The 18,947-nt window shown below is 59.5% G+C and carries 22 protein-coding genes and 2 pseudogenes; 21 read left to right on the top strand and 3 right to left on the bottom strand.

What is annotated here, in order from left to right:
- Positions 1–85 precede the first annotated feature (85 nt).
- A complete protein-coding gene (locus tag QTA57_RS00235) occupies positions 86–1,156 on the top strand; it encodes a C45 family autoproteolytic acyltransferase/hydolase (RefSeq protein WP_290153071.1) in 1,071 nt (356 codons plus the stop codon).
- Positions 1,157–1,267: 111 nt separating this feature from the next.
- Here QTA57_RS00235 and QTA57_RS00230 read toward each other — a convergent pair whose 3' ends face one another.
- The 3 genes from QTA57_RS00230 to QTA57_RS00220 are packed head-to-tail and all read right to left on the bottom strand — an operon-like array spanning position 1,268 to position 2,514.
- Positions 1,268–1,582: a hypothetical protein gene (locus tag QTA57_RS00230; protein WP_290153070.1), complete on the bottom strand. Its 315-nt coding sequence runs from the start codon at positions 1,580–1,582 to the stop codon at positions 1,268–1,270.
- A gap of 25 nt (positions 1,583–1,607) precedes the next feature.
- Positions 1,608–2,273, bottom strand: coding sequence for a CPBP family intramembrane glutamic endopeptidase (locus QTA57_RS00225; protein ID WP_290153068.1), 666 nt, complete (start codon positions 2,271–2,273; stop codon positions 1,608–1,610).
- A 55-nt stretch (positions 2,274–2,328) separates the two neighbouring features.
- Complete coding sequence (locus tag QTA57_RS00220) at positions 2,329–2,514, bottom strand: hypothetical protein (protein WP_290153066.1); 186 nt, start codon at positions 2,512–2,514, stop codon at positions 2,329–2,331.
- 119 nt (positions 2,515–2,633) lie between these two features.
- Here QTA57_RS00220 and QTA57_RS00215 point away from each other — a divergent pair, with 119 nt between their 5' ends.
- The 20 genes and pseudogenes from QTA57_RS00215 (at position 2,634) to nuoL (ending at position 18,940) form a co-directional block, all read left to right on the top strand.
- A complete protein-coding gene (locus tag QTA57_RS00215) occupies positions 2,634–2,999 on the top strand; it encodes an NADH-quinone oxidoreductase subunit A (protein ID WP_290153065.1) in 366 nt (121 codons plus the stop codon).
- The gene (locus tag QTA57_RS00210) at positions 2,999–3,523 is read left to right on the top strand and encodes a NuoB/complex I 20 kDa subunit family protein (RefSeq protein ID WP_171558626.1); all 525 of its coding nucleotides are present in this window, start codon (positions 2,999–3,001) and stop codon (positions 3,521–3,523) included. Before QTA57_RS00215 ends, QTA57_RS00210 begins: the two co-directional genes overlap by 1 nt.
- Positions 3,524–3,553: 30 nt before the next feature.
- Positions 3,554–4,167: pseudogene (locus QTA57_RS00205) on the top strand (NADH-quinone oxidoreductase subunit C).
- Entirely contained in the window at positions 4,164–5,393 is a 1,230-nt protein-coding gene (locus QTA57_RS00200; RefSeq protein ID WP_290153063.1) for an NADH-quinone oxidoreductase subunit D, read from the top strand. Before QTA57_RS00205 ends, QTA57_RS00200 begins: the two are co-directional and overlap by 4 nt.
- Before the next feature lie 97 nt (positions 5,394–5,490).
- Complete coding sequence (gene nuoE, locus QTA57_RS00195) at positions 5,491–6,585, top strand: NADH-quinone oxidoreductase subunit NuoE (RefSeq protein WP_290153061.1); 1,095 nt, start codon at positions 5,491–5,493, stop codon at positions 6,583–6,585.
- Positions 6,586–6,629: 44 nt separating this feature from the next.
- Positions 6,630–7,274: an NADH:ubiquinone oxidoreductase gene (locus tag QTA57_RS00190; protein ID WP_290153060.1), complete on the top strand. Its 645-nt coding sequence runs from the start codon at positions 6,630–6,632 to the stop codon at positions 7,272–7,274.
- A gap of 40 nt (positions 7,275–7,314) precedes the next feature.
- Positions 7,315–7,863, top strand: coding sequence for a hypothetical protein (locus QTA57_RS00185; protein WP_290153058.1), 549 nt, complete (start codon positions 7,315–7,317; stop codon positions 7,861–7,863).
- An 86-nt stretch (positions 7,864–7,949) separates the two neighbouring features.
- Complete coding sequence (locus tag QTA57_RS00180) at positions 7,950–8,204, top strand: DUF5337 domain-containing protein (RefSeq protein WP_290153056.1); 255 nt, start codon at positions 7,950–7,952, stop codon at positions 8,202–8,204.
- The gene (nuoF, locus tag QTA57_RS00175; RefSeq protein WP_290153054.1) at positions 8,205–9,494 is read left to right on the top strand and encodes an NADH-quinone oxidoreductase subunit NuoF; all 1,290 of its coding nucleotides are present in this window, start codon (positions 8,205–8,207) and stop codon (positions 9,492–9,494) included.
- Between the two features lie 408 nt (positions 9,495–9,902).
- Entirely contained in the window at positions 9,903–10,157 is a 255-nt protein-coding gene (locus QTA57_RS00170) for a hypothetical protein (protein WP_290153053.1), read from the top strand.
- A 194-nt stretch (positions 10,158–10,351) separates the two neighbouring features.
- Entirely contained in the window at positions 10,352–10,783 is a 432-nt protein-coding gene (locus QTA57_RS00165; RefSeq protein ID WP_290153052.1) for a DUF5333 domain-containing protein, read from the top strand.
- Between the two features lie 59 nt (positions 10,784–10,842).
- Positions 10,843–12,861 (top strand): NADH-quinone oxidoreductase subunit NuoG, encoded by a 2,019-nt coding sequence (gene nuoG, locus QTA57_RS00160; RefSeq protein WP_290153051.1) that lies wholly within the window; start codon positions 10,843–10,845, stop codon positions 12,859–12,861.
- Between the two features lie 15 nt (positions 12,862–12,876).
- Positions 12,877–13,275 carry a hypothetical protein gene (locus tag QTA57_RS00155; protein WP_407933526.1) on the top strand — a complete coding sequence of 133 codons (399 nt, stop codon included), beginning with the start codon at positions 12,877–12,879 and terminating at the stop codon, positions 13,273–13,275.
- Positions 13,276–13,281: 6 nt separating this feature from the next.
- Positions 13,282–14,317: pseudogene (nuoH, locus tag QTA57_RS00150) on the top strand (NADH-quinone oxidoreductase subunit NuoH).
- A gap of 3 nt (positions 14,318–14,320) precedes the next feature.
- A complete protein-coding gene (gene nuoI, locus QTA57_RS00145) occupies positions 14,321–14,815 on the top strand; it encodes an NADH-quinone oxidoreductase subunit NuoI (protein ID WP_145211082.1) in 495 nt (164 codons plus the stop codon).
- On the top strand, positions 14,812–15,225 hold the full coding sequence (locus QTA57_RS00140) for a carboxymuconolactone decarboxylase family protein (protein WP_145211079.1): 414 nt from the start codon (positions 14,812–14,814) through the stop codon (positions 15,223–15,225). Before nuoI ends, QTA57_RS00140 begins: the two co-directional genes overlap by 4 nt.
- Positions 15,226–15,234: 9 nt before the next feature.
- Positions 15,235–15,843 carry an NADH-quinone oxidoreductase subunit J gene (locus tag QTA57_RS00135; RefSeq protein WP_290154985.1) on the top strand — a complete coding sequence of 203 codons (609 nt, stop codon included), beginning with the start codon at positions 15,235–15,237 and terminating at the stop codon, positions 15,841–15,843.
- 2 nt (positions 15,844–15,845) lie between these two features.
- Positions 15,846–16,448 (top strand): hypothetical protein, encoded by a 603-nt coding sequence (locus tag QTA57_RS00130; protein WP_290153048.1) that lies wholly within the window; start codon positions 15,846–15,848, stop codon positions 16,446–16,448.
- Positions 16,445–16,753, top strand: a complete 309-nt coding sequence (nuoK, locus tag QTA57_RS00125; protein ID WP_290153046.1) for an NADH-quinone oxidoreductase subunit NuoK — start codon at positions 16,445–16,447, stop codon at positions 16,751–16,753. Before QTA57_RS00130 ends, nuoK begins: the two co-directional genes overlap by 4 nt.
- Positions 16,754–16,759: 6 nt before the next feature.
- Positions 16,760–18,940: an NADH-quinone oxidoreductase subunit L gene (nuoL, locus tag QTA57_RS00120; RefSeq protein WP_290153044.1), complete on the top strand. Its 2,181-nt coding sequence runs from the start codon at positions 16,760–16,762 to the stop codon at positions 18,938–18,940.
- Positions 18,941–18,947 lie beyond the last annotated feature (7 nt).

Genomic DNA, 18,947 nt, shown 5'->3' with positions numbered 1-18,947 from the left:
CTCAATCTGACCGCTGCAGCCGTCCGCTTGAATTGCACGCAAACGCTCCCAATGTTCCAGGCAGAGTGTTTCGGAGTGACTTGCGGTGAGTATTTCGAAGGAGAAATTACATAGCAGGCCGACAAGCCCATTCGACTTTTGGAGGCTTGACCTCGCCGGCTCGCAATTTGAGATCGGGCAACAGCTTGCGGATTTCGCTCTCACCACGCTTGATCAACCCTGGGAGAGAGAAGAGCCATCCGGCGGAGACGCGGAGGCTTTGGACGAGGTCTTTCAAACGCATTGTCCAGTGCTGTCCCAACGCGCCGCTGGCGTGGCTGCGCAGCTCGCTAAATCGGGTGTTCGGGGGAACCCTTACACCCTTCCCATGATGGATGAGCCGCAGCCCTTCGCCTGCTCTTCCGCCTCTTTTTCCGGCGCGTCGGGGCCGATGTTGATCCGCAATTTCGACTTCACGTTGCGGTCATTCGCGGACCTCGTCGGCATACCAGCATCACAAACGCGACCGATGGTTGACCCGGTCATTTTGATGAAGATCGAACCCGATATCGGCCGCAGCACGATCTCTTTGGTCGGCATGGACCTCTTCCTTGGGGCGATCGACGGGATAAATGACGTAGGGTTTAGCGCGGCGCTACTATCGCTTTCCAATGAAAACCTACCCCCACAAGCCGCGCGTTTCGATCGCGTCGACGAACTCTCAGTGGTCCGCATTCTTCTTGAGCAGTGTGAGTGCGTTCGCGAGGCCGTTGAGCTGTTTCGCGATCTGCCCAAATATACTGTGTTTCTGCCATGCCATTACATCGTCGCGGATCGACACGGCGACAGTGCCGTTCTGGAGTGGGACGAAAATGGGACCCATGTCACCCATGGCGCGCGGGCTGGCGGATTGGTTTGCACCAATCATCGGGTCGCGCTGCCCGGCACTCGAGGCACCGATGCGGCTGGATCGGACGATGCCGGCTCTGTCGAAAGGTACGAAGACTTGTCGGCGGCGCTTCAGGGGCTGAACCTTGATCGGGATGCCGCCTGGCGCGCGGCGGAACGGGTCTCTCTGAATGCTTTTGATCCGACGGCCAATATCTTCGGTGGGACACTGTGGACCGGGCTTTATGGTCTCGACCCGCCGAGCCTTGAACTGCGTATGCTTGGATAGTTGGAAGATGGGGTGGGACGTTACAACGCCGTGCCGATCCAGCATCTCCGACCCGCATGGTCCCGTTCGGCGTAACCTCGCGGCTTATCAAGCCCCCAATCTGCAAGGTCACTATCCGCCGACGAATTGCTGCGCCTCGGCAACCAAGTCCGGCCAGCGGTCAGACTGGGTGTCAGCGACGACCAGCCACTCCTTCATGGTCCGCTTTCCGACCACCAGGCGTTTGCCGACGTCCAGTTTCTCCATCTCGGAGACCCTGTCGGCAGGTAGTTTCACGACCAGGCCATCAGTGCCGAGATAGGCGAAACTCTTCCCCCTCACCTGAAGGCTTTGCGCATTGAGCATCTTGCCGAGGGACACATCGGCATCTGCCAGGCATCGCGTCACGATCGTTTGATAAACGGCGTTACCGTCGGGCTGCGTCATCCGCTCCTCCCTCTCAATACCAATTTTAGCGCCGCAGCCGGGCGAACAGCGGACCCAGAACGATGCCAGCAAAATCGGTGACGACATGGGCGATGATATTGGCCAGAAGATCACCATGCCACAGAAAAAAAGCTGTCAGGGCCGCGCCGGATATCGCCGTGGTCAGGGCCGGTCCGATGCCCCACATCGGGATATGCGCCAAAGCGAATGCAGTGACGACGAATGTCGCCGCAAGGATGGGGTCAAGGCCCAAGGACGTAAGGACCGCCAGGGCGATGCCGCGATAAAGAAGCTCTTCGACAATGCCGCCAACCACAACGGCCAACACAAGATACCAGATCGGCAGGTCGGCAAGCGCAGACAGCGTTTTTTCAAACCCTTTAAGGCCAAGCCATAATGGCATGCGGAGGAGAATAGGCCCCAGCCCGAAGATAAAGAATACGGACATCGCTCCGCCCCAGAGCCATGTGTGGAGATCGGGTAATCCAAGCCCAAGATCGCTTGCAGGGACGCGCAGCGGGCCGAGGGCGATCCAAAGGCAAGTGATCGCCAAACAGGTAAGGAGAAGTTGCAGGAGAAGGTTCAATGAGAGGCGCGTGGCACCTGCGACCGATCTTTGACCGATCTGCGCGATTGCAATGGGGCCGCCCAAGGCCAGCAAGAGAACGAGGATGGAAAGTGTATCGATCATCGCGATCAGATCCTGGGCGTTGCAAGCGGCGATTTCAGATATTGCCCGCCTCTCTTCAGCCCATCTTCTCCGAAGGATGTTTCCGATCCAAGATTCGGATATCGGCGGCGGCAGGCTCTCGCCACATTGCTGGCACGGAGAGGTTTGGGCGCGCAGCGTAGAGGCCGATCACGCCTGGAAGCACATCTATCGCGCCATTCTGAAACGCGAGAATGGTTCGATCATTCTCTGGGTGTTGCATCCCCATAACTCCCCTTTTGCCGCACAGCCTGTAGTTGACCCCCTCCGTTGCCAGATATAGAGGTGAGCAGGACCGGACCGATGGTCCTCAGGCGTGCAGTCCAGCCAAGGAGACCTCAGGTGGAAGACCTGCTCAGAGACTATGCCCCGATCCTGATTTTTCTGGCTCTGGCCATCGGCTTGGGGATTGTATTGATCCTGGCCGCCGTGGTTTTGGCGGTGCGCAACCCCGACCCTGAAAAGGTCTCTGCTTATGAATGCGGGTTCAACGCGTTTGACGATGCGCGGATGAAATTCGACGTGCGCTTCTACCTCGTCGCGATCCTGTTCATCATCTTTGACCTGGAAGTTGCGTTCCTCTTCCCCTGGGCGGTGGCGTTTGCCGACATATCTATGGTGGGGTTCTGGTCGATGATGGTCTTCCTGGCCGTCCTGACGATCGGCTTCGCCTATGAGTGGAAAAAGGGAGCGTTGGAATGGCAGTAATGACTGGCGCGAACACTGCGGGCGCGGACCGCGAAGTGGCCACGCAAGAGTTGAACCGCGAGTTGCAGGATAAAGGCTTCCTGCTGACCTCGACCGAGGACATCATCAACTGGGCGCGCACCGGATCGCTCCACTGGATGACCTTCGGGCTGGCCTGTTGCGCGGTTGAGATGATGCACACCTCGATGCCGCGCTATGACGCTGAACGCTTCGGGATCGCGCCCCGCGCCTCCCCGCGTCAGTCGGATGTGATGATTGTGGCCGGCACGCTGACCAACAAAATGGCGCCGGCGCTGCGCAAGGTGTACGACCAGATGCCCGAGCCGCGTTATGTGATCTCGATGGGCTCCTGCGCCAATGGCGGTGGCTATTACCATTACAGCTATTCCGTGGTGCGCGGCTGCGACCGGATTGTGCCGGTGGACATTTACGTCCCGGGCTGCCCGCCGACCGCCGAAGCCCTGCTTTACGGTATTTTGCAGCTTCAGCGGAAAATCCGCCGGACCGGGACGATCACCCGCTAAGGGCCGCGACGCCCGCGAGGAGAGACGAGAATGAGCGACGAGAGCCTGCGCGAACTGGCCGAGCATATCGCCGAAAAGCAAGCCGACGCTGTTGTCGGCACCGAGATCGCCTTTGGCGAGCTGACTGTGGAAATCACGGCGACCGAGGTCGACGATTTCGTCGAGTTCCTGAAAACCGATCGGAATTGCGCGTTTTCGACCCTGATCGATATCACGGCGGTAGACTACCCGACTCGGGACAAACGCTTCGATGTCGTTTGGCATTTCCTCTCGATGTATCAAAACCACCGTATTCGCGTGAAAGCGCAGGTCCGCGTGGATCAGATCGTGGCCTCGATCAGCAGCCTCTACCCTTCGGCGAATTGGTATGAGCGTGAGGTGTTCGACATGTTCGGCATCCTTTTCTCGGCCATCCCGATCTGCGTCGTATCCTCACCGATTACGGGTTCCGCGGGCATCCGCTCCGCAAGGATTTCCCGACCACGGGCTATACCGAAGTCCGCTATGACGAGAAGCTGAAGCGCGTGGTCTATGAGCCGGTGAGCTTGGTGCAAGAATACCGGCAGTTCGACTTCATGTCGCCGTGGGAAGGGGCGGAATACATCCTGCCCGGGGATGAGAAATCCGAGGAGGCGGCGAAATGATGGACGGCGGCACAGATACCGGGCGCGGCTTCGAAGACGCGCAGACCGGCGAACAGCAGATCCGCAATTTCAACATCAATTTCGGGCCGCAGCACCCGGCGGCGCATGGCGTGTTGCGTCTGGTTCTGGAGTTGGACGGCGAGATTTGCGAGCGCTGTGACCCGCATATCGGCCTTCTGCATCGCGGCACCGAAAAGCTGATGGAGAGCCGGACCTACCTGCAAAACCTGCCCTATTTCGACCGGCTGGATTATGTCGGCACGATGAACCAGGAACATGCCTGGTGTCTAGCGATCGAAAAACTGACCGGCACCGAGGTGCCGCGCCGGGCGCAGTTGATCCGTGTGCTCTATTGCGAGATCGGGCGCATCTTGAACCATATCCTCAATGTGACGACTCAGGCCCTGGATGTGGGTGCGCTGACCCCGCCGCTTTGGGGGTTTGAAGAGCGCGAGAAGCTGATGATCTTCTATGAGCGCGCCTGCGGAGCGCGGCTCCACGCCGCCTATTTCCGCCCTGGTGGGGTGCAACAGGATCTGCCGCCCGATCTGATCGAAGATATTGATAGCTGGGCCAAGGGGTTCCCGAAGGTTCTGGACGATATCGACGGGCTTCTGACCGAGAATCGGATTTTCAAACAGCGCAATGCCGATATTGGTGTCGTGACCGAGGAGGACATTCAGAACTGGGGCTATTCCGGCGTGATGGTGCGCGGCTCGGGCCTCGCCTGGGATCTGCGGCGCGCGCAGCCCTATGAATGCTACGATGAGTTCGAATTCATGATCCCTGTTGGCAAGAATGGCGATTGTTATGACCGCTATCTCTGCCGCATGGCCGAGATGCGCGAAAGCGCCAAGATCATCATCCAGGCTTGCGAGAAACTGCGCAATGAGCCGGGCGAGATTATGGCGCGTGGCAAGATCACACCCCCAAGCCGGGGTGACATGAAAACCTCGATGGAAGCGTTGATCCACCATTTCAAGCTTTACACCGAAGGTTTCCACGTGCCCGAGGGCGAAGTTTATGCAGCGGTGGAGGCGCCGAAGGGCGAGTTCGGCGTTTATCTGGTCGCCGACGGCACCAACAAACCCTATCGTTCGAAAATCCGCGCCCCCGGCTACCCGCATCTGCAATCGATGGATCATCTCTGCAAAGGCCACCAGTTGGCCGATGTCTCGGCTATCTTGGGCTCGCTCGATATCGTGTTTGGCGAGGTGGATCGATAGGTATCGCCCATGCTTCTCTGCTTCAAAAATATCCCCGCCGGAGGCATCAGCGCGTGCCACGCTCGCTCCGGCCTGACGTATAAGGACCGCGCCTGACATGCTCCGCCGTCTTCACCCCGACCAACCCGACAGTTTTGCCTTTACCCCCGCCAATCAGGCCTGGGCCGAGGCGCAGATCACCAAATATCCCGAAGGCCGACAGGCCAGCGCGATCATCCCGCTTCTGTGGCGTGCGCAGGAGCAGGAAGGATGGCTGAGCCGTCCGGCCATAGAATATGTCTGCGATATGCTGGGCTTGGCCCATATCCGTGGCTTGGAAGTCGCGACCTTCTATTTCATGTTCCAGCTTCAGCCGGTCGGATCGGTCGCGCATGTCCAGGTTTGCGGCACGACCTCCTGCATGATCTGCGGCGCAGAAGACCTGATCGGCGTGTGTCAGGAGAAGATCGCCAAGCGGTCGCATCAACTCTCTGCCGATGGCAAGTTTTCCTGGGAAGAAGTGGAATGCCTCGGCTCTTGCGCCAATGCGCCGATGGCCCAGATCGGCAAGGATTATTACGAAGACCTGACGGCGGAGAAGCTGGGCTGGATTATCGATGAGATGGCCGCAGGCCGCGTTCCGACGCCCGGGCCGCAGAATGGGCGCTACGCCTCCGAACCGGCGGGTGGGCTTACCTCGCTGAAAGACTATGAAGCGGGCAAAGACAGTCTGAACGTCTCGGCGCGGTTGGCCACCGATATTGGCGACACGATCAAACGGATCGACGGGACCGAAGTGCCGCTGATCGCCAATTGGGGCCGCCAGTCGGGCGGCGATGTCGCCGAGGCGCCCGCGAAACCCAAAGCTACGCCTGCGCCTGCCGCAAAGGCCGCGCCGACACCAAAGCCAGCAGCTGCGCTTGCCTCTGAGCCGGCGGTGGCTGAGGTGGAACCAGAAACGCTGAGCGCCCCACGCGACGGCGGGGCCGATGATCTGAAACGGATCTCGGGCGTTGGACCGAAGCTTGAGGGCGTGTTGAACGAGTTGGGCTTCTGGCATTTCGACCAGATCGCCGCCTGGTCAGAGGCCGAGATCGCCTGGGTTGACGCCAGGTTGAAGTTCAAAGGCCGCATTGAACGCGATGATTGGGTCGCCCAGGCCCGTGGTTTCGCTTCCAGAATAAGGCAAGACAGGGCCGATTTCTCACGCTAGCTTGTGACCGCGAAAACGCATCACAAGTCTAGGGGAGATGTCAGATGAACGAGCCGTCGGGCGCGCCAAGCTGCGCAACGATCTGTTGGATTGCAGGTGGCGTTTTGGGCCTGCTGCTGATGATCATTTTGATCTCAACGGCGGGTTGGGGGTTTTTCGGGGCACTGATCGTCGGCGCTTTGGTCGGCATCGGCGCGGCTTATCTGCTGAAGATGCTCTTCTGCAACAGGGCGCAAACGGCGAGTGAGACGATGGCGCGCCCCGCATCAACCGCCGCAAGCGCGCCGCCAGCACCTGTGGTCACGCCGGCGCCCGAGGCAGAACCCGAGACACCCGCGCCGACAGAGGCCGTAGAGCCTACGCCTGTATCGACACCCGCGCCAACGTCTGTTTCCGATGCGGGCACACAACCTCAAGGGCTCGCGGCCGCTCGTGAAGGTGGCGCAGATGATCTCAAGAAGATGAAAGGCGTTGGGCCGAAGCTTGAGCAGATGCTCAACGAGATGGGCTATTACCATTTCGATCAGATTGCCGCGTGGACTGCTGATGAGGTGGCTTGGGTCGATGCCAATCTCAAAGGATTCAAGGGCCGGGTCAGTCGCGACACCTGGGTCGAGCAGGCGAAGCTATTGGCCGCAGGGGGTGAGACCGATTTTTCCAAGAAAGTTGATGAAGGCGATGTATATTGACCCTTGGGAGGAAGTTGTGACTGCCGCTTAGGAGAGCAAAATGAAACTGGCAGAGAATCTCTGGCTTGGGTCCGTCGCGGCTCAGCAAAACCTTCTTCACATGGTCAACTATTCCACCGCGTTCTATGGCGCCGCCGCGCTGCAAGGGGCGCATCTGGGTCTTACGGCTCCGGTGACGTTTTGGTCGGCTCTGTCACGCGTGGGTGACGGGGGGATCCCGGCCAACCTGGATGTCACCCCACCGGCACCGGCTCCCGCGCCAAAAGCCGAGGCTTCGAAACCGAAGCCCGCCGAGGCTGCGCCCATCGCCGCCGAGCCGGACGTGGTGCCGGATACCAAGCCGGTCACCGCGAGCCCCCATTTGTTGGACGCGCCACTTGACGGCAAAGCGGATGACTTGACCGTCATTTCGGGGATCGGGCCAAAGCTGGCGGAGACCTTGGGCGAATTTGGTATCTACCACTATGACCAAATCGCGTCGCTGGACACGGTTGGCATTGATTGGCTGAACGAACAGCAACCGGGTTTCAAAGCCCTGGTGGCTCGGTTCGACTTGGTTGGGCAGGCGAAAGTGCTGGCGACCGAGTAAGTCACGCCAAAACGGGCGGTGTGCATTGTGCGCCGCCCGCGATCTGGGATAGACCCACCAGGCCAGGACCAATGTGACCGCGACCCATGCCTCAATCCACCGATCCCGACCACCGCAATGTGCGCCAGATTCGTCTGGCCGCGATTGTTATGGCGGCGACGATGGTGATCTGGATGGGGGCGCAACTCTTGGGTGGCCAGTTGGGATTGCCAGCCCGGTTTGTGTTTTTGTTCGACCTTGCGGCAATCGCGGCTCTGGTCTGGGCGCTTTTTGTGACGTATCAGGTGCATAAGGCGCGGCGCGACCGTCGGGCGCGCGGCACGGAGGATAAGGACGGATAAATGCTCCAGGACAAAGATCGGATTTTCACCAATCTCTACGGCATGCATGACCGGACATTGGCCGGTGCGAAGAGCCGTGGCCATTGGGATGGCACTGACAAGCTGGTGCAGTTGGGCCGCGATAAGATTGTGGAGATCATGAAGGGGTCTGGCCTGCGCGGACGCGGCGGGGCGGGTTTCCCCACCGGGTTGAAATGGTCCTTCATGCCGAAAGAAAGCGATGGCCGCCCGTCCTATCTGGTGGTGAATGCCGACGAATCCGAACCCGGCACCTGCAAAGACCGCGAGATTATGCGGAATGACCCGCATACGTTGATCGAAGGGTGTTTGATCGCGAGCTTCGCGATGGGCGCGAATGTCAGCTACATCTATATCCGTGGCGAATACATCCGCGAGCGCGAGGCGCTGCAGGCCGCGATTGATGAATGCTATGACAATGGCTTGCTTGGCAAAAACGCGGCCGGGTCGGGGTGGGATTTCGACCTCTACCTCGCTCATGGCGCAGGCGCATATATTTGCGGCGAAGAAACCGCTTTGCTTGAGAGCCTTGAAGGCAAAAAGGGCATGCCGCGGATGAAACCACCCTTCCCGGCAGGCGCGGGGCTCTATGGCTGCCCGACCACCGTGAACAATGTAGAATCCATCGCTGTGGTGCCAACGATCCTGCGGCGGGGGGCGGATTGGTTTGCGGGGTTTGGCCGCCCGAACAACTCCGGCACCAAGCTGTTCGCGATCTCTGGCCATGTGAATAACCCTTGTGTCGTCGAAGAAGAGATGTCGATCCCGTTTGACGAGCTGATTGAGCGTCATTGCGGCGGCATTCGCGGCGGCTGGGACAATCTTAAGGCCGTGATCCCCGGCGGATCCTCGGTACCTTGCCTGCCCGGCTCGGTGATGCGCGAAGACGCGATCATGGATTTCGATTGGTTGCGGGAACAGCAATCCGGCCTTGGAACGGCGGCGGTGATCGTGATGGACAACTCCACCGACATCATCAAAGCGATCTGGCGGCTCTCGAAATTCTATAAGCACGAAAGCTGCGGCCAATGCACGCCCTGCCGCGAAGGCACCGGCTGGATGATGCGGGTGATGGACCGTTTGGTGAAGGGCGAAGCGGAGGTCGAAGAGATCGACATGCTGCTCGACGTCACCAAACAGGTGGAAGGCCACACGATCTGCGCCCTGGGTGATGCCGCCGCTTGGCCGATCCAAGGCCTGATCCGGCATTTCCGCGATGAGATCGAGGACCGGATCAAACATAAACGCGGCGCGGCCATCGCGGCGGAGTGACGACAGCGTTTTTTTAGGCCGTCGAGATCATCAGTATCCTGGCATCACGCCTTGCAGGTCCGGCTGCTTCAAGATCGCTCACCGGCCCAGGCGCTCTGAGATGGCGCGGCTGGTCCGTTAGCTGGGTGGCCTGCTCCTGTCGATAACGCTCTTGCTTAGATTCCCATTAGGTGGATAGGGGGCCGTCCACATCGGACCCATCGCCGGGGACTCTAGGCCCTTTTGCGCCCCGTCAGATTCACACTGGTGACGAGAGATAGGCGCGCCCTGTGGCACGGCGGACTCAGCCAAGTTGCCACATGCACAGTCTGATCTTGCTGAAAATCTGATTTTTTCTATTCTGGCAACAATCAAGAATACCGGCCCGCAGTGTATGACGGGCCGACATGCATGACGAGGGGCAGTTTCATGGCAAGCGTTTATCGCGTTGGTTTGACGTTGATTTTTCTCTGCTGCTGCGTGGCGGGGATGGTCTTGGGCTATACTTGGGGTATTGGCGGCTCGATCCTGGGCGTGGTTCTGGGGGCCATGCTGGCCTCGGTCATCGCGCTGATGCTGAACACGCCGGAGCGGATGGAGACGGCGTTTTACTCGATCTTGACGCTCATATTCATTGCGACGACGATCTACCTCATCATCACATTTTGGGGCGTGCGGCTTTAGGGCCAAAACCTCTCGAACTGCTCTACCCGCGGACCGAAAGACTCGAGCGCGGTGCGTCATAGATCGGCGTGAAATCCCATATTCGAGGGGAAAAGCGCAGGAAATCGCCCATAGTGACGCCGTGTTATTGAATATCAAATGTCGCAAACCCCAGATCATCCTGATTGCAGGACGGATCTCGTGAAGGATTTGAGATGAAACATTATGCGAAAGTGCTGGGCCTCTGCGTGCTGGTCTCGGGCTTCGGTTTATTAACGTCGATGGCGATGGCCCAAGAGGACAGATGGCAGGGGTTGCGCGATGACCCGCAGATCGCGAGCGGCGTGTTGGTCGCCGCGATTGGGCGGCTGATTGAGGACAATTGCCCGACGATCGAAAGACGGCGCGGTCCGGCGCGGTTGGCGGCGCTTCCCTTGTTCAACCGGGCCTTGTCGCTCGGCTATTCTCAGAGTGAGATCGCAGCCTATATTGATGATGACATCGAAAAAGAGCGGGTGCGGGGCCTAGCGCGCCGATGGTTGGCGCAGCAAGGTGCCTCAGAGGACGTGCCGGAAACCATCTGTCAGGTGGGCCGCGACGAAATTTCCGCCGGTTCTACAATTGGCAGATTGCTCCGAGAGGGTTAGAAGGCGGGGAACGGCACACCTGGGGCTGATTTGACCTGGGCCAGTGAGGACCCGCACCGATGAGCGAGCTGCGCACAATCGTCATTGACGACAAAGAGATTGAAGTGGATCCGGCGATGACGCTGATCCAGGCCTGTGAGCAAGCCGGGGTCGAAATCCCCCGCTTCTGTTATCACGAACGGCTGTCGATCGCGGGCAATTGCCGGATGTGTTTGGTGGAGGTCGTGGGCGGCCCGCCGAAACCCGCCGCGTCTTGCGCCATGCAGGTGCGCGATTTGCGCCCCGGCCCAGAAGGGCAGCCGCCAGTGGTGAAGACCAATTCGCCAATGGTCAAGAAGGCTCGTGAAGGCGTGATGGAGTTCCTGCTCATCAACCACCCGCTGGATTGCCCGATCTGCGACCAAGGTGGTGAATGTGATCTGCAAGATCAGGCGATGGCCTATGGTGTCGATTTCTCCCGCTTCCGGGAGCCGAAACGCGCCGTGGATAATATGGATCTCGGCCCGCTGGTGGGCACGGCCATGACGCGCTGCATCTCCTGCACCCGCTGCGTGCGGTTTATCACCGAGGTCGCGGGCATGCCGGAACTGGGCCAGACCGGCCGGGGCGAGGATGCGGAAATCACCTCTTATCTGGGCCAGACGCTCGATTCTGAGTTGCAGGGCAATATCGTTGACCTCTGCCCGGTGGGTGCGCTGACGTCGAAGCCCTACGCCTTCACCGCTCGGCCTTGGGAGCTGACTAAGACCGAGACCATCGATGTGATGGATGCGCTTGGTTCCAACATCCGGGTGGATACCAAGGGCCGCGAAGTGATGCGGATTTTGCCGCGTAACCATGATGGCGTGAACGAGGAATGGCTGTCCGACAAGTCGCGCTATGTCTGGGACGGGCTGCGCCGCCAGCGGCTCGACACGCCTTATATCCGTGAAAATGGCAAGCTTCGACCCGCCGGATGGGGCGAGGCCCTGACAGCGGCTGCCGAAGCTATGAAAGGCAAGAAACTGGCCGGTTTGGTCGGCGATCTCGTCCCGGTCGAGGCTGCCTTCGCACTGAAACAGCTTGTCGAAGGGCAGGGCGGCAGCGTTGAATGCCGCACCGATGGGGCGAAACTGCCGGCGGGCAACCGCTCGGCCTATGTTGGCACGGCGACGATTGAAGATATCGATGACGCGCAGGCGATCATGCTGGTCGGCACCAATCCACGCGCCGAAGCGCCGGTGTTGAACGCGCGTATCCGCAAAGCCTGGACCAAAGGCGCAGTTGTCGGCCTGATCGGCGAGGCAGTGGACCTGACCTATGACTATGTCCATCTGGGCACGGGCCGCAAAGACCTGAGCGCGCAGCTTGGCAAAGAGCATCCGTCGGTTCAGGGCAAGAAGAGCTTGGTGATCTTGGGCCAAGGCGCGTTGCGCGAGGCTGATGGCGAGGCGGTTCTGAGCCAAGTCATGCAATTCTGCGAAGAAACCGACTCGCAACTGCTCGTTTTGCACACCGCCGCCTCCCGTGTCGGCGCGATGGACGCGGGCTGCGTGACCGAAGGCGGCATGGCCGCCGCCGTGGATGGGGCCGAAGTGGTCTATAACTTGGGTGCCGATGAGGTGGAGATCGCCGCCGGGGCCTTTGTGATTTACCAAGGGTCGCATGGCGATCGGGGCGCCCATCGCGCTGACATCATTTTGCCTGCTGCGGCCTATACCGAGGAGCAAGGCCTCTTCGTGAACACCGAAGGTCGCCCGCAATTGGCGCTTCGCGCCAGCTTTGCCCCTGGCGAAGCGAAGGAGAATTGGGCAATCCTACGCGCCCTCTCAGCCGAGATCGGGGCAACCTTGCCCTACGACTCGCTGACGCAATTGCGCCAGGCGCTGGTGGCCGAGGCACCGCATTTGGCGATGATCGACGAGGTGCCGGCCAATGAGTGGCAAAAGCTGGCGCTGAAAGCCCCGGGCGATGCGGATTTCGTCAATGCCGTGACTGATCATTACCTGACCAACCCGATCACCCGCGCAAGCCAGTTGATGGCCGAACTCAGCGCCAATGCGAAGGCCCGCACCACGACCAAAATCGCGGCGGAGTGACGCCGCTTGGCGGGGCTGGGTTTCTCTCCTGTCGTCACCGGGTTTGCCGCGCTCTGCCTGCTGGCGGCCTGTGTCGATGGTCGACCGGTGGACAGCCCAAATCGCGCGGCGTTTTACGATGGAGTCGAGACTCGGCTTCTCGATGACGAGCTTGTTAATTTTCAGGTGCAAATGACGGGTATGGCCACACGCGCGGATGTGGAGGACTATGCCAAATGCGCGGCGGCGCAATATACGTTAATCCGGGGCTATGGCTTTGCGCGACATGTCCGCACAAATGTGCAGGAAGAGGGTGGCGTTTGGCGCGGAGATGCGGTTTACACCATCTCACCGGCGCTCCCGCGAGGGTTGCAGACGCTTGACGCCGAAGTGGTGGCGGCGGCCTGTGCTGAGCAAGGCATACCGACGGTGTGAGGACTGATGGACGGCTTCTTTACAACAACCCCTGGCATCATCTTGATCATGGCCGCGCAGAGCCTGTTGATCATCGGCTTCGTGATGATCTCGCTTCTGTTTCTGGTTTATGGCGACCGCAAGATCTGGGCAGCGGTTCAGATGCGCCGCGGGCCCAATGTGGTGGGGGCGTTTGGCCTGCTGCAATCGGTGGCCGACGCGCTGAAATACATCGTGAAAGAGGTGGTCGTGCCAGCCGGGGCCGACAAGCCGGTTTTCATGCTCGCCCCGATGACCTCGTTCGTGCTGGCGATCATCGCCTGGGCGGTCATTCCGTTCAATGACACTTGGGTTCTGGCCGATCTGAACGTGGCCATCCTTTATGTCTTCGCCATGTCTTCGCTCGAGGTCTATGGCGTGATCATGGGGGTGGGCGTCGAACTCGAAATACCCGTTCCTCGGCTCGCTCCGCTCGGCGGCGCAGATGATTTCTTATGAGGTCTCGATTGGCCTCATCATCATCGGGGTAATCATCACCACGGGCAGCATGAATTTCGGCGATATCGTGCGGGCGCAGGATGGGTCTTACGGGCTCTTTAGCTGGTACTGGCTGCCGCATTTGCCGATGGTGTTCCTGTTCTTCATCAGCTCGCTGGCCGAGACGAACCGACCGCCTTTCGACTTGCCGGAGGCGGAATCCGAACTCGTGGCGGGCTATCAGGTGGAGTATTCCGCGACGCCGTTCCTGCTTTTCATGGCAGGTGAATATATCGCGATCTTCTTGATGTGCGCGCTGATTACGCTGCTCTTCTTTGGTGGTTGGCTCTCCCCGATCCCGGGCATCGCGGATGGCGCGCTTTGGATGATCGCCAAAATGGCGTTCTTCTTCTTCCTCTTCGCGATGGTGAAAGCCATCACGCCGCGTTATCGCTACGATCAGTTGATGCGGCTTGGCTGGAAAGTGTTCCTGCCGTTCTCCCTCGCTTGGGTCGTTATCGTGTCCTTCCTGGCGAAATTCGAACTTTTTGGCGGCGCCTATGCCCGTTGGGCGATTGGAGGCTAACCGATGACTCAGATCGACTATAATCGCGCTGCGAAATACTTTCTGCTGGCCGATTTCTTCAAAGGCTTCGGGCTTGGGATGAAGTATTTCTTCGCGCCGAAAGCCACCGTGAACTACCCGCATGAAAAGGGCCCGCTCTCGCCGCGGTTCCGGGGAGAGCATGCGCTTCGCCGCTATCCGAATGGCGAAGAGCGTTGCATTGCCTGCAAGCTTTGCGAGGCGATCTGCCCGGCCCAGGCCATCACCATCGATGCCGAACCGCGTGAAGACGGCAGTCGCCGGACGACGCGCTATGATATCGACATGACGAAATGCATCTATTGCGGCTTCTGCCAAGAGGCCTGCCCGGTGGATGCAATTGTCGAAGGGCCGAATTTCGAATTCGCGACCGAAACCCGCGAAGAGCTGTTCTATGACAAGGCCAAGCTCCTGGAAAACGGCGAGCGCTGGGAGGCGGAGATCGCCCGCAACCTCGAATTGGATGCGCCCTACCGATGAATGACGCCCCGCAGAACCCCTTTGCCGCGATGCTGGCGCAGACCCAAGAGATGACCCAGGATTGGGTGAAAGCTCTGAACCCTGCGATGGCGAGTTTCACGCCGCAAGGCTTTGACAAGATGTGGCCGACCATCCCATCGGAGGTGTTGGAGACCTTCTGGGGTAAGCAGTTCAACCCCGAAGGGCTGGACGCCAAAACCCGGCTGTTGCTGACCTTGCAGGGGTTGACCATTCAGGGCGCTGTGGCCGAGCCGCAAATCCGGCTGACCGTACGCCACGCCATTGAGGCCGGCGCGACGCCGCAAGAGATTGCCGAGACCATCGGTCAGGCCGCGATGTTTGCCGGGGTTCCGGCAATGAACAAAGCCATGGAACTGGCCAAAGACGCCATTGACGGGGCGGGGGAGTAAGCGATGGGCATCGCGGATTTCACATTTTACCTCTTTGCGATCACGGTCGTGACGGCGGCGCTTTTCGTGGTCGTGGCGCGCAACCCGGTGCATTCGGTGCTCTGGCTGATCCTGGCCTTCCTGTCTTCGGCGGGCTTGTTCGTGATGCTAGGTGCGGAATTTGTCGCGATGCTCTTGATCATCGTATATGTCGGCGCGGTCGCGGTGCTGTTCCTTTTTGTGGTGATGATGCTGGATGTGGATTTTGCCGAGCTGAAGGCGGAGATGGCCAAATACGTCCCCGTCGCGGGGCTGATCGGTATCGTGCTGCTGATGCAACTGGGGCTGGCGCTCGGCACCTGGCAGTTCTCCGAAGGGATTGATCAGCGCCTGGGCAACCCCACACCGCCGCTGGATGAGATTCACAACACGCGAGCCCTGGGCCTGCTGATCTATGATCAATACATCCTGCTCTTCCAACTGGCAGGTTTGATCCTATTGGTGGCGATGATCGGTGCCATCGTGCTGACGCTACGCCATCGCCAGGACATAAAACGCCAGGACGTGGTGGCCCAGATGATGCGCGATCCGGCCAAGGCGATGGAATTGAAAGACGTGAAACCGGGGCAGGGGCTGTGAGGTTGACGGCGGCAATTGTCTCATTCTTAGCGGGCTTTTTCTTGCAGGGAATGTCGGCGTTAGCCTGCGATTTCCGGGTGCCGTTGATCGATTTCGAAAATCCGACTGAGTATAGCGCCGATGGCAGCTTTGTGGGGGCTGGCATCGACGCGTTTCACAACCAAGATTCTGTTGATCGGGATGACGGTATGTGGCGCGGTCTTCCTGTCATAGACATCGGAAGTGGTCGGATAGGGCAACGTCTCGAACGGGTGTTCCTGTGCCCTTTTGTTCGCCGCGAGTACTTGCTATTCACCGATTGCAATTCGGGCGAAGCCATAATGGTTCTTGGCACGCTACCACCACCGGAACTGCTAGGACAGTTTCCCGATCCAGAGCTGGCTGAGCTGATCAGAGCGATCGAGTACCTCCAGCCGCCCCATGGGCCCATCGCTCTCTCGCGGGTGAGCGAGGTCTCGGATGTCCTGGCCTTGGCCAGTGCGGAAGACTTTAGAGTTGTAACAGATTTCGATGAGTTCATGGCTATCTGGCCACGACGCAGTCGCTTTGACCCATTGCATGGCTGCTCAATCTACTACCCAGAATTGCTGGAGGTCGAACAGTGACCATTGGACTGGAACATTACCTGACGGTGGCAGCGGCACTGTTCGTCATTGGGATTTTCGGGATATTCCTGAACCGGAAGAATGTGATCGTCATTCTGATGTCGATCGAGTTGATGCTGCTCGCGGTCAATATCAACCTTGTGGCCTTCTCCAGCTTCCTAGGTGATCTGACGGGGCAGGTCTTCACCATGTTCGTTCTGACCGTTGCTGCCGCCGAGGCGGCGATTGGTCTGGCCATTCTGGTCTGTTTCTTCCGCAACCGCGGCACGATCGCGGTGGAAGATGTCAATGTGATGAAGGGCTAGCGCGCCATGGAAACGATCCTCCTCTTCGCGCCGCTGGTTGGTGCCCTCATTTGCGGATTTTCCTGGCGGTTGATCGGGGAACAGGCGGCCTGCGCCACGGCGACAGGGTTCTTGTTCCTATCGATGCTCCTGAGCTGGATCATCTTCCTGAGCTTCGACCCAAGTGCGCATGAGAATGGCTATTACACCGAACCGCTTTTCACCTGGATCGCCTCGGGCACGCTCGACACGTCCTGGGGTATTCGCATCGACCGGCTGACGTCGATCATGTTGATCGTGATCACCACGGTCTCGGCGCTCGTGCATCTCTATTCCTTCGGCTACATGGCCCATGACGACAATTTCAAAGAAGGCGAGAGCTATCGCCCGCGTTTCTTTGCCTATCTGTCGTTCTTCACCTTCACCATGTTGGTGCTGGTCACTGCCGATAACCTCTTGCAGCTCTTCTTTGGTTGGGAGGGCGTGGGTGTCGCGTCCTACCTGTTGATCGGCTTCTACTACCGCAAACCCTCGGCTGGCGCTGCGGCGATGAAAGCCTTCATCGTCAACCGGGTTGGCGATTTCGGCTTCCTTCTTGGGATCTTCGCGCTCTTCTGGATGTCGGACAGCATCAATTTCGATGTGGTCTTGGCCATGGGCCCGGAACTGGCGGAGGCGACGTTCAATTTCCTCGGCTATGAGGTGAATGCGGTCAACACCATCGCGATGTTGCTCTTCATCGGTGCGATGGGGAAATCGGCGCAGCTTTTCCTACACACCTGGTTGCCAGACGCGATGGAAGGCCCGACGCCGGTCTCCGCGCTGATCCACGCCGCCACCATGGTAACGGCGGGTGTCTTCCTGGTCTGCCGGATGTCGCCGATCATGGAATACGCGCCGTTTGCAACGAATTTCATCATTCTCATCGGGGCCGCGACCGCGTTTTTCGCTGCCACTGTGGGGCTGGTACAGAACGATATCAAACGGGTCATCGCCTATTCGACCTGTTCGCAGCTTGGCTACATGTTCGTGGCCGCCGGCGTCGGCGTCTACTCGGTGGCGATGTTCCACCTCTTCACCCACGCCTTCTTCAAGGCGATGCTCTTCCTAGGCGCAGGATCTGTCATCCATGCGATGCATCATGAGCAGGACATGCGGAACTATGGCGGGTTACGGAAGAAGATCCCTTACACCTTCTGGGCGATGATGATCGGCACGCTGGCGATTACCGGGGTCGGCATCCCGACCACCTATTTCGGCTTCGCCGGGTTCTTCTCCAAGGACGCAGTGGTGGAAAGCGCCTTTGCCTTTGGTGGCGGGCTTGGCCAATACGCCTTCTGGATGCTGATCATCGCGGCGGTATTCACCAGCTTCTATTCCTGGCGTCTGATGTTCATGACCTTCTTCGGCGCACCACGGGGCGACAAACACACTCATGATCATGCCCATGAGAGCCCCTGGACCATGCTGGTGCCGCTTGGGGCGCTGGCCATCGGCGCGATCTTCTCGGGCGTCGTTTGGTATAACAGCTTCTTCGGCAAAACCGATCAGGTGGCCGCATTCTTCGGTGTCGAGTACGCGGTGGCCGGTGAGCATGGCGATGCGGCCCATGGCGATGACAGTCACGCGGCTGACGAAAGCCATAGCGAGGAGAGCGCTGCCGAGGAGAGCCATGGCGGCGACGCCTATGCCTCAGACGCGGCGCATGGGGACGAGGGGGGCCATGGCTATGCCCATTACGTCTTCACCAGCCCGCCAGGCGAAGGTGCGATCCATGCCGGCCCCGACAACGATATATTGAACGAGGCGCATGAGGTGCCGACTTGGGTGAAATGGTCGCCTGCCGTGGCGATGCTGCTCGGGCTGTTCGTCGCTTACATGTTCTATGTTGCGGTGCCGAGCCTGCCGCGCCGGTGGGCGGAGACGAACCCGATCCTGTACCGGTTCCTGCTCAACAAGTGGTATTTCGACGAGATTTACGAGGCGGTCTTTGTGCGGCCCGCGGTGGCGCTTGGCCGCTTCCTCTGGAAACGCGGCGATGGCGATGTGATCGACGGCGGCATCAACGGTCTGGCGATGGGGATCATCCCCTTCCTGACCCGGCTCGCAGGGCGGGCGCAGTCCGGCTACATCTTCCATTACGCCTTTGCGATGGTGCTGGGGATCGTGCTTTTGATCACCTGGGTCACCCTCTCGGTCGGGGGTTAAGAGACAA

Origin of the sequence: Fontisubflavum oceani (assembly GCF_030407165.1) — a bacterium.
Taxonomy (GTDB): Bacteria; Pseudomonadota; Alphaproteobacteria; order Rhodobacterales; family Rhodobacteraceae; genus Rhodophyticola; species Rhodophyticola oceani.
The sequence above is the reverse complement of the archived record's forward strand: the minus strand, read 5'-3'. Positions and strand labels throughout refer to the sequence as shown.